The sequence below is a fragment of the Arsenophonus endosymbiont of Aleurodicus floccissimus genome, from assembly GCF_900343025.1.
Taxonomy (GTDB): domain Bacteria; phylum Pseudomonadota; class Gammaproteobacteria; order Enterobacterales; family Enterobacteriaceae; genus Arsenophonus.
Genome location: NZ_OUND01000006.1, coordinates 100,734 through 113,921 on the forward strand (window position 1 = coordinate 100,734; position 13,188 = coordinate 113,921).

General features: G+C 37.5%; 8 protein-coding genes and 5 pseudogenes. 2 read left to right on the forward strand and 11 right to left on the reverse strand.

Translation table 11 applies throughout. The features are described 5' to 3' along the window. Window positions 1-552 precede the first annotated feature (552 nt). Window positions 553-1,530 carry a 6-phosphofructokinase gene (gene pfkA, locus ARADI_RS15590; protein WP_119712619.1) on the forward strand — a complete coding sequence of 326 codons (978 nt, stop codon included), beginning with the start codon at window positions 553-555 and terminating at the stop codon, window positions 1,528-1,530. A 72-nt stretch (window positions 1,531-1,602) separates the two neighbouring features. Here pfkA and glpD read toward each other — a convergent pair. From glpD to ARADI_RS19100, 7 genes and pseudogenes are all read right to left on the reverse strand, one after another. Then, window positions 1,603-3,108, reverse strand: a pseudogene (gene glpD / locus ARADI_RS15595) (glycerol-3-phosphate dehydrogenase). 260 nt (window positions 3,109-3,368) lie between these two features. Continuing rightward, window positions 3,369-4,128 (reverse strand): annotated as a pseudogene (locus ARADI_RS15600) (DeoR/GlpR family transcriptional regulator). Window positions 4,129-4,145: 17 nt separating this feature from the next. After that, a pseudogene (gene glpG, locus ARADI_RS15605) lies at window positions 4,146-4,999 on the reverse strand (rhomboid family intramembrane serine protease GlpG). 15 nt (window positions 5,000-5,014) lie between these two features. Further along, entirely contained in the window at window positions 5,015-5,341 is a 327-nt protein-coding gene (gene glpE, locus ARADI_RS15610) for a thiosulfate sulfurtransferase GlpE (RefSeq protein WP_119712620.1), read from the reverse strand. Between the two features lie 94 nt (window positions 5,342-5,435). Then, window positions 5,436-6,014, reverse strand: coding sequence for a Fe-S biogenesis protein NfuA (nfuA, locus tag ARADI_RS15615; protein ID WP_119712621.1), 579 nt, complete (start codon window positions 6,012-6,014; stop codon window positions 5,436-5,438). A gap of 161 nt (window positions 6,015-6,175) precedes the next feature. Continuing rightward, entirely contained in the window at window positions 6,176-6,625 is a 450-nt protein-coding gene (locus ARADI_RS19095; protein ID WP_238149549.1) for a phosphoribosyltransferase, read from the reverse strand. Beyond that, window positions 6,580-6,804, reverse strand: coding sequence for a double zinc ribbon domain-containing protein (locus ARADI_RS19100; RefSeq protein ID WP_369407060.1), 225 nt, complete (start codon window positions 6,802-6,804; stop codon window positions 6,580-6,582). Before ARADI_RS19100 ends, ARADI_RS19095 begins: the two co-directional genes overlap by 46 nt. Window positions 6,805-6,843: 39 nt before the next feature. Here ARADI_RS19100 and bioH point away from each other — a divergent pair, with 39 nt between their 5' ends. After that, window positions 6,844-7,620 carry a pimeloyl-ACP methyl ester esterase BioH gene (bioH, locus tag ARADI_RS15625; RefSeq protein WP_119712622.1) on the forward strand — a complete coding sequence of 259 codons (777 nt, stop codon included), beginning with the start codon at window positions 6,844-6,846 and terminating at the stop codon, window positions 7,618-7,620. Between the two features lie 88 nt (window positions 7,621-7,708). Here the strand turns inward: bioH and ARADI_RS15630 are convergent, their stop codons facing one another. The 4 genes and pseudogenes from ARADI_RS15630 to ARADI_RS15645 all read right to left on the reverse strand — a co-directional run bounded on the left by ARADI_RS15630 (window position 7,709) and on the right by ARADI_RS15645 (window position 13,140). Then, window positions 7,709-7,948: a FeoC-like transcriptional regulator gene (locus tag ARADI_RS15630; protein WP_119712623.1), complete on the reverse strand. Its 240-nt coding sequence runs from the start codon at window positions 7,946-7,948 to the stop codon at window positions 7,709-7,711. 10 nt (window positions 7,949-7,958) lie between these two features. Next, a pseudogene (gene feoB, locus ARADI_RS15635) lies at window positions 7,959-10,276 on the reverse strand (Fe(2+) transporter permease subunit FeoB). A gap of 58 nt (window positions 10,277-10,334) precedes the next feature. Further along, window positions 10,335-10,571 carry a ferrous iron transporter A gene (gene feoA, locus ARADI_RS15640; protein WP_119712624.1) on the reverse strand — a complete coding sequence of 79 codons (237 nt, stop codon included), beginning with the start codon at window positions 10,569-10,571 and terminating at the stop codon, window positions 10,335-10,337. 315 nt (window positions 10,572-10,886) lie between these two features. Continuing rightward, window positions 10,887-13,140, reverse strand: a pseudogene (locus ARADI_RS15645) (Tex family protein). Window positions 13,141-13,188 lie beyond the last annotated feature (48 nt).

A 13,188-nucleotide genomic window follows, 5' to 3' on the forward strand; every position in this document is an offset into this window, starting at 1 on the left:
GTGGGTAATAATGCCTGTTATATTTTGCCTTCTCTATAATTTTTTGTACACTAGTGGTGTTAAATTTATATATGCGTTTTTCGATGTAACTAACTTATTTATAAGGAATATTTTAGATGAAGTGCAAATCGGAGGTGTAAATTAATCAGACAGTTTTTAATTAAAAGTTAAAAATTTTTATAGATAAAGCTAGCTATATTAAAAAGACATAAAAAGCGTTTTATTGATAGCGCTGGTTTAAGAAAAGTAATTTATATATTTATCGTATAAAAAAATTAAACTATCTATTAAGATAACTGAATTATCCGCTAAATATATAATTTATTAATATAATGATGAGACATTTTTTTTATTTAATTATTCTAATAATAGCATTTGCAATATTTATACTAAATTTTACTTTATCAAAGAAAGTTAATAATTTAAGCATTCAGTAAAAGTTTTATCGTATAATATAGTAAGCTAAATCAATTCAGCCAGTTATAGCCGTAAGCAAAATGCATGAAATTATGGTTTTTATACTTGTGGCAATATATTAAATGAGAGGTCACCATGAACAAAAAAGAAATAAAAAAAGTTGGCGTTTTAACCAGTGGTGGTGATGCGCCAGGAATGAATGCTGCTATTCGTAGTGTTGTGCGCATGGGACTCTCTGAAGGTTTAGAAGTTTATGGTATCTACGACGGGTATATGGGACTTTATGAAAATCGAATAAAAAAACTCAACCGTTTTAGTGTTTCTGATATTATTAATCGCGGCGGTACTTTCTTAGGCTCTGCCCGTTTTCCTGAATTTCGTGATAAAAATCAGATAAGAACCCAAGCTATTGATAATATGAAAAAACATAATATTGATGCCTTGGTTGTCATTGGTGGAGATGGCTCTTATCGTGGCGCAAAGAAGATCACGGAAGCGGGCTTCCCTTGTATAGGTGTACCCGGAACTATTGATAATGATGTTGCCGGTACTGATTATACGATTGGTTATTTTACCGCTTTGGATACCATTGTTGAAGCAATTGATCGTTTACGTGATACCTCCACTTCCCATAAACGTATTTCGATAGTTGAAATAATGGGACGTCATTGTGGTGATTTAACTTTATCCGCGGCTATTGCTGGAGGCTGTGAGTTTGTGGTATTGCCCGAAATACCTTTTGATAAGGAAGAGTTACTGACAGAAATTAAATCTGGTTTAGCAAGAGGTAAACGTCATGCGATTGTTGCTATTACTGAACATATTTATGATGTTAATGAATTAGCAGAATATATTGAAGAAGAAATGGGGCATGAGACACGAGCAACGGTTTTAGGTCATATTCAGCGAGGTGGTAGCCCAGTAGCGAGTGATCGAGTTCTGGCATCCCGTATGGGCGCTTACTCTATTCAGTTACTTATACAGGGCTATTGTGGCCGCTGTGTTGGTATTCAAAATGATAAACTGGTTCATCATGATATTATTGATGCAGTTGAAAATATGCAACGTAAGTTTAAGCAGGATTGGTTAGATACGGCAAAGAAACTTTATTAACTGTCTTGAGCGGGTTGTAGCCGATAAAGTTGCGATATAAGCCTCATAAATTTTTATGAGGCTTATATGTTTTTATTGTGTGATGGTTGTATTTTTAGTCAGCCATTGCGTTATTCGTTGTTTCTCGTCATCATTGAGCTACATACCTAATTTGGTTCTGCGCCAGATGACATCATCTAACTCTGTAACCCATTCATTTTCGACTAAATAACTAACGTAATTCAGCTTCATATAAATTGTGGCCAAAAGCTTCACCTAGATCTGATAACGATTGTGCTTGTTTCAAGATCAAATTGCTATTACTACCGTAAGTGCGGGCATATCGCAATGCAATGCCTTCTGGTAACCATGGGTAGCGTTTACGTAATAGTTAGGCATAAACCGCCACGATCACAGCCTTCGATATCACCACCAGGTAGCGTTGCTTCTTTAGTCCACGCTTTACCGGCATTAGGATAGTATAATGAGCTAATTTATCTATCGCATGTTCTGCAAGTTTACGATAGGTGATTAATTTACCTCCGAAAACAGATAGTAAAGGTGCTTTTCCTTGTTCATCATGGATGTCGAAGGTGTAATCACGTGTAATAGCTTGATGTGAATCAGATTCATCATCACATAATGGACGCACCCCAGAGTAAGTCCAGACAATATCTTGCTGTGTTAGCTGTTTTTTGAAATGATCGTTGTAACCTTATTAATAAATAATTGATTTCATTATTATCTATGAGAACATCTTTTGGATCATCCTGATATTCGACATCGGTAGTACCGATAATAGAAAACTCGTCCATCCAAGGAATAACAAAGACAATACGATGATCTTCATTTTGTAAAATATAAGCTTGTGAACCATCGTGTACACGATGGTTCAACAATATAGCTACCTTTAATTAGCCGGATACCGTAGGGAGATTTTAATTGTAACGCTTCATCAAAGAAAGATTTAACCCAAGGTCCTGTTGCGTTTACTAATCCTTTTGCTTGCCAAGTTTCTTTTTTGCCCGTACGTAAGTCTTCTGCTTCTACGACCCAGAGCCCATTTGCCCGCCAGGCTCTCCTCGCTTTAGTGCGAGTTCGAACTTCACCTTTATGTCTGAGAATTTCTTGTGCATTGAGGACAACTAAGCGTGCATCATCTACCCAACAATCTGAATATTCAAAACCTTTTGTTAATTCTGATTTTAAGACAGAGTTTTTACCAAATTTTAGCCCTTTACTTCCCGGTAGACTGGTACGTTTACCGAGGTAATCATAAAGGAAAAGGCCAGCACGTATCATCCAAGCAGGACGAAGATGAGGTTGATGAGGTAGGCGAAAACGCATAGGGAAAGCAATATGAGGAGCAAGCTTAAGCAAAACTTCACGTTCGGCAAGAGCTTCACTAACTAAACGAAATTCATAATGTTCTAAATAGCATAATCCGCCATGGATTAGTTTGGAACTAGAAGAAGAAGTTGTGCTAGCAAGATCTTGAACTTCTAATAGTAATACTGATAATCCTCGACCAGCAGCATCAGCGGCAATACCTGCACCATTTATACCACCACCTAGCACAATTAAATCTTTTGTTTTCATGCGTCCCACAATGTTCGAGATTGCTCAAATATGTTCGTTTTCGCTCACAATTTTAATCAAATTAGATTCTAAAGCCAACTATTATTAAGTGGAGAAAAACCATTAAATTGAAGTTATTTATCATTTATTGGAAAAATAGATCAAAAATAGCAAACTAATTAAGAAAATGAGTATTAATCTGGAGAGAATATTAGCTTATTAAGAAGTATAGCCACAAAATAGAGCAGGAAATAAGAAAATCTCCTGCAACAAAGTGAGCATTAGCATATTTCAAGTGTTACATTATGATGCTCAATCATTTTGTGGATGTTTGCAGGAGGTGCTTTGTCAGTAAAAAGATAATCAATCATCTCCATACTACCTAGGTTAACCATTGCATTGCGACCAAATTTTGAGTGATCAGTAACCAGCATAACGCAACGAGAATTTTCAATAATTGCTTTTTTTGTTCGTACTTCATGGTAGTCGAACTCAAGTAATGAACCATCTCCATCGATACCACTGATGCCTAAAATACCATAGTCTAGACGGAATTGAGTTATAAAATCTAAGGTTGCTTCACCAACAATTCCTCCATCACGGCTGCGAACTTTCTCCTCCTGCTGAGATTAGACGAAAATCCTTTTTTGCCATAAGTAGGGTTGCAACATTAAGATTATTAGTGACGATCCTTAAATTTTTATGATCCAGCAAAGCATAGGCGACAGCTTCTGGTGTAGTGCCGATATCAATAAATAGGGTAGCTCCATTAGGGATTTGACGGGCAACATGTTGAGCAATCCGTTCTTTTTCACTCGACCACATCATCTTGCGATCGTGGTAAGCAGTCTTAACAGAACTTGAACGAAGCGCGGCACCTCCGTGATGGCGCTGAATTTTATTTTTTTCCGCCAGTTCATTGAGATCACGACGGATAGTTTGTGGGCTGACATTGAAATATTCAACTAACTTTTCAGTACTTACATAGCCTTGAATACGGGCAAGTTCGATAATAGTATCATGGCGTTGAGTTTGTTTCACAAAAACCTCAAGTATCACTATATGTATTGGTCATGTTTGGTATTATTTGGTTTATGTCTATTATCCCATAATCCCATTAATAAACCGATAATTAACCCGGCAGTGTGCGCCGGGTTAGCTATTTTCATGCCAAAAATATCAAAGTAACCAAGAAATAACCATAAAACAGCAAATATCATTAACCCTCTTGGAATAGAAATACCTTTTTCTGGGTGACGTTCATCGGTTAACCAAACGTAGCCAATCAGCGAAAAAACTACGCCGAAAGACCACCAAAAGCAGAGCCGCTAAAGAGCGATTGTCCCCAATTACTAAATAGAGCTGATACAATAGCAATGACAAATAGTTTACCTGTACCCAATTGGCGTTCTACCTGACTACCTAAATACCACCACCAGATTAAATTAAACAAAATGTGCATCAACGAAAAGTGAAGGAGCGCGGGGGTAAATATTCGCCAGATTTCAGTGTACTGAGTACTTGATGGCCAGGCAAGATAAGCCATTACTGCGTCATTACCGGAAATTAATATCCAAATATAAATCAAAATAGATAAAAAGAAAACGATGATGGTTAGTGGCCCAGATTGTTTTTTTAAGTAATCAACAGTTAGATAATTACGGTAGCCAAATTTTTTATCAATATGTCCCGTTTGCCAACTTGCTGCCTGATAACGTGAATTAAGAGGATCTTGCATAAACAGCTTTAGTTCTTGCTGCACTTGATCGAACTTATTTTCATCATGTAGCCAGAGATCAAAAAATTTTTCCTGTGGTTCTGCGCGCATTTCGATAACAATGTTTTGCATCGCCATATAATCAATAAATGCTTGTGCTAATCTAGGATTTGCTATAGAAATTAAATGGATCATAACCAGTTATATCGCTTACGAGAGTGAGTTGATGGTGTGTGGGTATTCTCTCAACCATGCTTCAAAACCACCATTTATGCTATAAACAGTTTCGAAGCCCATATTAACTAAATATTGTGCTGCGCCTTGGCTACTATGACCATGGTAACACATTACCATTACCGATGAGTCAAAGTCTGTTTGCTTAATAAAGTTATTTAAGGTCTCATTCGTGAGATGGTAAGTGCCTTTAATATGCGCTGAATGAAAACTTTGCGGGTCACGAATGTCGACCATGATGATGTCACCTGTTTGCCAAAGTTTATAGGCTTGTTCAACTGTAATTAATTTAAAATTATCCATAGTAATCTACACAATATTATTTTACATTCGGAAAAACAAGATACTCTCTGTACTTTTAAAGAGTATCCATCATTGGTAAAAATGAGTAATTATTTTAATAATAAGAGTGATCACCACGCTGATGTTCGGTTAAATCTTTTACGCCTTTCAATTCGTCTGGGAACATATTTAGCAGCTGTTTTTCAATACCTTCTTTTAAGGTAATATCGACCATTGAACAGCCATTACATCCTCCACCGAATTGTAGAATTGCATATCCATCGTCAGTGATTTCCATCAATGAAACCCGTCCTCCATGGACTGCTAATTGTGGGTTAATTTGTGATTGAATAACATATTCAACTCGTTCAATCAGTCGAGCATCGTCAGCTACTTTTCGCATTTTAGCATTAGGCGCTTTTAGGGTAAGTTGAGATCCTAATTGATCCGTTACGAAATCGATTTCGGTCTCTTCCAGAAAAGGTGCGCTAATTTCATCAATATAAGCTGAAAGTTTATCAAATTTAAGTTCAATATCCGTCGCTTCGATAGCATCAGGAGGACAATAAGAGACCCCACATTCTGCAGAAGGTGTGCCAGGATTAATGACAAATACGCGAATTTGTGTACCAAGTTCTTGATTTGCCAATAGTTTAGCAAAATGAGCTTGTGCTACTTCAGTAATATTAATCATAATCTATGCTCAAGTTTATCATTCTAGTATGTTTATCATACGCTTTTTTTCTTACTTTCTACAAGGTTCTGCATATTGCCCAGGCTTGAACTGAATTTGCGCCAGCACTAATCAGCAACTTAGCAACTTCATTCATTGTTGTTCCTGTTGTAATGACATCGTCAAATACGGCAATACGGCAATACGGCAATACGGCAATACGGCAATACGGCAATACGGCAATCTTGAAACGATTTTTTTACCCTAAAAGCTTTACTAAGATTTTGAGTCCGTTTTTTAGCAGAAAGTTGAGTTTGCGGTAGTGTAGCACGAGTGCGAATAATTGAATTAGTTTGAAATGGGCATCTTAACCAATAAGCTAATTGAGTTGCTATTAAACTGGCTTGATTAAATCCACGTTGCCAATGTTTACTTTTACTATGATGAAGTGGGATCGCTATTATGATATCTAGTTTACGCCAGCGTTGTTGGCGATATCCTTGTTGCCAATAGAGTAGAAATAAGCGTGCAAGGATAAAGGCGATTTGCGTTATCTTTTCATATTTGTACTGCTGTATTAGCTTGCTTAATGGTGGTATGTAAGGAGTAATGGCGACAAGATTGTGTGCCAATCGGGTGGAGTTTGTAAGCAGCGACCGCAAGCAAGGGTGAATTGTTTAACGGGTAAAGCGCAGCGATGACAAACTCGTTTTAGATAAGGCAAACGCTTTAAACAGTAGTGACAAATGCCATGAGAGCGATATTTTAGTGTTTGATGGCATAACCAACAATACCCAACCATTGTTAACATAATGATGTCCTTTTTTATACGTATAATGAGAGAATCACTATGACGACACTGTTTTGGCAGCAGTTGGGTAAAGGAAAACAAGATATTGTGCTATTGCACGGATGGGGATTGAATGCAGAAGTTTGGCGTACCATTGAAGTGGAATGTGGTTCTCATTTTCGTCTCCATCTAGTTGACTTACCTGGCTATGGTCGTAGTAATCTTTTTCCACCGATGTCGCTACAACAAATGGCAGAGGTAATTTGGCAGAAAGCGCCCAAGCAGACTATTTGGTTAGGTTGGTCGTTAGGCGGACTGATTGCTAGTATCATCTCACTTAACCATCAAGCTGAAATAGCCGGTTTAATAACAGTGGCTTCATCGCCCTGTTTTGGACAACAAGAAAATTGGCCAGGCATTAAACCTACTGTACTTAAGGGGTTTGAACAACAATTACAGGTTGATTTTCATCGTACAGTAGAACGTTTTCTTGTATTGCAAACATTAGGCACTAAAACAGCTAATGGCGATATACGATTATTAAAATCGATCATACTAGAGCAGCCGTTACCCTCTGTTGCCGTATTAAACGCAGGTTTGGAAATTTTGCGAACAACTGATCTACGGCAATCTTTATTAACGTTAAATAAACCTTTTTTGCGTATTTATGGTGACCTTGATAGCTTAGTACCAAAAAAAATAGTACCAATGTTGGATAAATGGTTACCTGATTCGACTTCGGTGGTAATAAAACATGCCGCCCATGCCCCTTTTATTTCTCATCCTAATCAGTTTATTCAATTGTTAGTCAATTTTTCGGGTCAATTGGAGAAATGAATATCGGGAGTCAGAATAAAAGCAAAAACATTCTTTATACTAATCAATTAAGCGATAATTTTAATAAATTCTCGCTTAATTGCATAAATTAGAGAGAAGTAACTTGATAAATTTTTAGGTTACACTTTTTTATTTCGGGACATTGCTTACAACTATGGACCGTTAAACAGGATGATTGATCAATTTGCTCTAATTTTCCCATGGCCGCTAATTTATCTAACATAGCCTCAATCATGGGTAATGAAGCAGAGAATTTCTGACTAATTTGGTAAGCATCCGTTCTGCCATACAGCGCAACCATATCTCTGACTTGCAATAAACTAATCATCTCATTACCTCTAGTGGCATGAACCACTTTGGTTGTGGTTACATTTATGGACATTATGATGGAGTTTTAGTGTTATGCGTTTACGTGAATGGCGCAACAATGCGATTAACAGTAAGTTAAACACCATGAGCATCCCAATAATCCATGCGCTATATTGTGGATGTTGTGAGAAAGTGGCTATTTGGTAGAACAAGGCAGAAACCGAATAAGCAACATTCAAGCCCCATAGAATAGAAAATGTCATCCAGTTTCGATTCGTTTCACGGGCAATGGCCCCTAATACAGAAATGCAAGGCACATAAAGTAGAACAAAGATTAGATAACTATAGGCTGATAAAGACGAGCCAAATCGTGCTGCCATAGCGCCCATTGTACTGCTATCCATATCACTATCACCTTTACTTGCTTCAATAGGATTGGATAAGACACTTAAACTGAATGTTTCTTTTAGACTATCCCAAATTTCATTAACTGCATCTTCTAATTCATCTAACGGATTAAATTGCTCGGTATTAAAAGGTGTTTGAGTAATATTTTCGGCGGTGTACAGTGTATTTAATGTGCCGACAACCACTTCTTTAGCTAATGCGCCCGTAATAAGTCCAACGGTTGCTTGCCAATTATCATCATTGATACCGATAGGTTTCAGTAACGGGGTAACGGTTTTACTTACTGACGCTAATGCTGATTGGTTAATATTATCAACGACTTTACCGGACAAAGAAAAACTATTAAGCGCCCCGATAATCATACTGGCAATAATAATTACTTTTCCCGCTCTTAAGACAAAGCCTTTCAATCTTTGCCAGGTCTGTAATAGTAATGTTTTTAAGTGTGGTACATGGTAAACCGGTAATTCCATGATAAAAGGGGAGGATACGCCTCGTGCAACAGTATATTTCAATAACAACCCGGTTAGGATAGCAATAACAATACCTAATAAATAAAGAGAAAAAACAATATTTGCGCCATTTTTGCCAAAAAAAGCGGCCGCAAAGACAGCAAAAATAGCTAGCCTGGCGCCACAAGACATAAAAGGCGCCATTAAAACGGTGATTAATCGTTCACGAGGAGTATCTAGTGTCCTTGCACCCATAATAGCAGGCACATTACAGCCAAAACCGACAATCAAAGGAACAAAAGATTTACCAGGCAGACCTAGTGCTTGCATCAGTCTATCCATGACAAATGCTGCGCGTGCCATATAACCTGAGTCTTCCAATACAGAAAGGAATAAATACATTAAACTAATTTGGGGAACTAATGGCAAAACAGTGTTGATACCACCACCTACCCCTTGGGCAAGGAAAACCGTCAACCATTGTGGAAAGTTAAAAGTATAGCCAATCCATTGAATTCCATGGATGAAAATGGCTTCTGAGCCACCTTCAAAGAGCGGTTGTATTGCACCACCAATATTAATAGCAAGTATGAACATCAAATACATGATAAAAAGAAATATCGGTACCCCAAACCATCGATTAAGTACTATGTTATCAATAAATTGCGTTAAGGCATTCGGTTTTGCCGTTTCAGTATTAATAACTACTTCGCAAAGGGTGGCAATAGTTTGATAGCGGGCATCAGCGATGATGAGCTCAGGCTCTTCTTGTTGTTGAGATTGTAAATGGGTTCTAATTTTATCTAATTTATCAGTGGAAATAGCGGCACGTTCCAGGCTATATATATCACCTTCTAAGATTTGTAATGCTAGCCAACGGCGCTGTTGATGATTGAATTTATTATGGTCGATAATTTGAGTTAAATTTCCCACTTCGGTGAGCAAAAAATCGGGATAGCGGATGAGGGTTGAAATAAGATTATTACTATTTTTATTAATCGCTTGTTTTAATTTGCTAATACCTTTTGCGCGAGTCGAGACTAGAGGGATAACAGGGCAACCCAGGCGTGTTTGAAGTTCATCAATATTAATATGAATATTTTGGTTTTCGGCAATATCCAACATATTAAGCGCGACAATACAAGGCACACAGGGAATTCAATAAGTTGTAATGTTATATAAAGATTACGCTCGAGGTTAGCGGCATCGATAACATTTATCAACATATCCGCTTCGCCACTTAGGATGAAATGACAGGCAATTTGCTCATCAAGTGAGGTCTGTTCTGAAATAGTGGTTAGTGAATAGGTGCCAGGCAGGTCAACTAATTCAATATCATATTCCGAGGTTGCAAAGCGGCCAGCCTTTCGTTCAATAGTGACACCAGACCAGTTGCCAACACGTTGGCGAGCGCCTGTTAATTGATTAAAGAGTGTCGTTTTACCGGCGTTAGGGTTGCCAATAAGGCCAATAGTTAATGGTTTCATAGTTTTGGTGTCAGATGAGTAATATGCAATAGGCTATTTAGTTATCATAAAAATATTTTTATACCGCTTGGTTGCCGGTATCGTCCAAATTTAATAACGCAAGATCTTTTTTTCTTAAGATCAAATTCATACGGCGAGTTTCGATTTGAATAGGATCACCAAGCGGCGCTATACGAATAACGTTAAAAAAAGATCCAGGTAACATACCTAAAGAAAGTAACTTTTGACGGTAAGCTGGATTTATTTCTGCTGAAAATCCGACAATTTTGTATCGATGATTAGGAAGAATTGACATAGACACTTCCACTCTAGAGCCAAAAAAACAAAGATACCGCAAATGGGTACCAGACGAATAGTAAAATTAATGAAAAATATTATAATTCTCATATTAATAATGATAATCATCATTATATGCTACTCGAATTAATTTAGCGCTTTTTTTAAATGACAGCAATTGATATTGATCAATAGTTCTCTAGAGAGTAAAGTATTAACATCAAAATTAGTGTTAATTCATTAGTTTTTATTAAAAATAACCATTTTCTAAAATTGAATATGCTAATAGTCTAATGTTAGATCAAACTATTAACTATATAATATATATTAACAATTAGAGCTTTTTATTGAGTGCTGCCGCCAGCGCATCACCCATTACACTATTAACGAATAGCGTATTGTTGCGTTGGGATGTTTTAGTTGAACTGGCTGAGGAGGCATTTTTGTCTGTCTGTGCCTTATTACGATGTTGTTATGGCCTATCTGCTGTTTTCTCATCCAGACGCATGCTTAATGTAATTCGTTTACGGTTTAAATCAATATCGATGACTTTAACGGTGATAATATCCCCTGCTTTGACTAGAGAATGAGGATCTTTAATAAATTTATCGGACAGGGAGGAAATGTGTACTAAACTATCCTGATGAACACCTATATCGACAAACGCACCAAAATTGGTCATATTTGTCACCGAACCTTCTAATATCATACCTACTTTAAGATCTTCCATGGTTTCAATGGCATCGATAAAAGTGGCTGTTTTAAATTCTGGCCGCGGGTCTCGTCCAGGTTTTTCTAACTTGTTTTAAAATATCATTTACCGTCGGAATACCAAATTTGTCTGTAGTAAACAATTCTGGTTTGAGATTATTAAGCACGCTAGTGTTACTCATAACCGTTTTTAAGGGTTGCTTAGTGGTTAATAAAATTTTTTCTACGATCGGATAAGCTTCAGGATGAACTGTTGAGGCATCGAGAGGATTATTCCCTGCCATAATGCGTAAAAAGCCTGGGCACTGCTCAAAAGCTTTTGTCCGAGACGTGTAACTTCCAATAGTTGTTTGCGGTCATTAAAGCGCCCGTGTTCGTTACGCCAATTAACGACATTTTAGGCAATCGTTTTACTTAGTCCTGCAATATGTGAAAGAAGAGCAACAGAGGCGGTATTTAGATCAACACCGACTGAGTTTACACAATCTTCAACTACCGCTGTCAATTTTTTAGCTAGTAAAGTTTGGTTAACATCATGTTGGTATTGACCAACACCAATTGATTTGGGATCAATTTTTACTAATTCGGCTAGTGGATCTTGTAAACGGCGGGCAATAGAGACTTGCCACGTAAAGAGACATCGAGTGCTAGAAATTCTTGAGCCGCTAACTCAGATGCCGAGTAAACTGAAGCGCCAGATTCACTAACGATTACTTTCTGAGCGGTAATTTGCGGGTACGGTTTTTTAACTGTAGCAAAAAAGCGTTCAGTTTCACGTGAGGCAGTACCATTACCAATAGCAACCAAGGCGACTTTATATTTCCCACATAAGGATGCAATAGTCGTTGCAGATTTTGTTGCTTGTCCGGTGTGAGGATAAATCGTGTCTGTAGTAATGAGTTTGCCTGTCGCATCAACAATAGCAACTTTGACGCCAGTGTGTAAACCGGGATCTAATCCCATGGTGGTATGCATACCACCAGGCGCTACCATCAAAAGGTCACGTAGATTACGGGCGAAAACATGAATCGCCTCTTCTTCTGCTTTTTCACGTAAGGTGCCCATCAATTCTGTTTCAAGATGTAACAGAATTTTAACTCGCCATGTCCAACTGATAACGGCTTTTCGCCATTTATCTGCTGGTGCATTATTTAAATGTAAGCCAAAGTGTTGGGTAATAATTTCTTCACAATAACTTTCTTTTGGTGGTGATTCAAATTGCGGATCGGCATTAAGTGATAATTGTAAAATACCCTCGTTACGGCCACAAAACATAGCAAGTGCACGGTGGGATGGAATCTGCGAAATAAGCTCATGGTGATCAAAATAGTCGCTAAATTTTGCACCTATGGTTTCTTTACCTTCAATAATTTTGGCCGTTAAATGGGCATTTTTCTACAAATAATCACGAATTTTGCTAAGTAAATTTGCATCTTCAGCAAAGCGTTCCATTAAAATATAACGAGCACCATCGAGTGCAGCTTTAGTGTCATTAATATTTTTTTGTGGATCAATAAAGGTTTCAGCTATCTGTTCTGGTATATGTTGGGGCTCATTCCATAACCGCTTTGCAAGTAGCTCTAAGCCAGCTTCAATCGCTATTTGGCCCCGTGTCCTACGATTTGGTTTATAGGGTAAGTAGAATCTTCGAGAAAAGTGTTATTAATTGCTTGAGAAAGTTCAGTCGTAAGCTTTCCTTGTTCATTAATCGATTTTAGGATAGTTTGGCGGCGTTCGTTTAATTCACGTAAGTAACTTAAAAGTGTTTCAAGTTTACGTAGCTGGTTATCATCGAGTCCTACTGTGACTTCTTTACGGTAACGTGCAATAAAAGGAACAGTATTTCCTTCATCAAGTAATGTAATGGCTGAAAGTATTTACGCTGGCGTTGTATCTAATTCATGCGCAATAATTTTGCTTAAGGA

Excerpts from the sequence above, each read along its gene's own strand:
- glpE (WP_119712620.1), bottom strand. The coding sequence starts at position 5,341 with ATGGATAATTTTAAATTAATTACAGTTGAACAAGCCTATAAACTTTGG.
- nfuA (WP_119712621.1), bottom strand. The coding sequence starts at position 6,014 with ATGATTAATATTACTGAAGTAGCACAAGCTCATTTTGCTAAACTATTG.
- pfkA (WP_119712619.1), top strand. The coding sequence starts at position 553 with ATGAACAAAAAAGAAATAAAAAAAGTTGGCGTTTTAACCAGTGGTGGT.
- ARADI_RS19100 (WP_369407060.1), bottom strand. The coding sequence starts at position 6,804 with ATGTTAACAATGGTTGGGTATTGTTGGTTATGCCATCAAACACTAAAA.
- feoA (WP_119712624.1), bottom strand. The coding sequence starts at position 10,571 with ATGTCAATTCTTCCTAATCATCGATACAAAATTGTCGGATTTTCAGCA.
- bioH (WP_119712622.1), top strand. The coding sequence starts at position 6,844 with ATGACGACACTGTTTTGGCAGCAGTTGGGTAAAGGAAAACAAGATATT.
- ARADI_RS15630 (WP_119712623.1), bottom strand. The coding sequence starts at position 7,948 with ATGATTAGTTTATTGCAAGTCAGAGATATGGTTGCGCTGTATGGCAGA.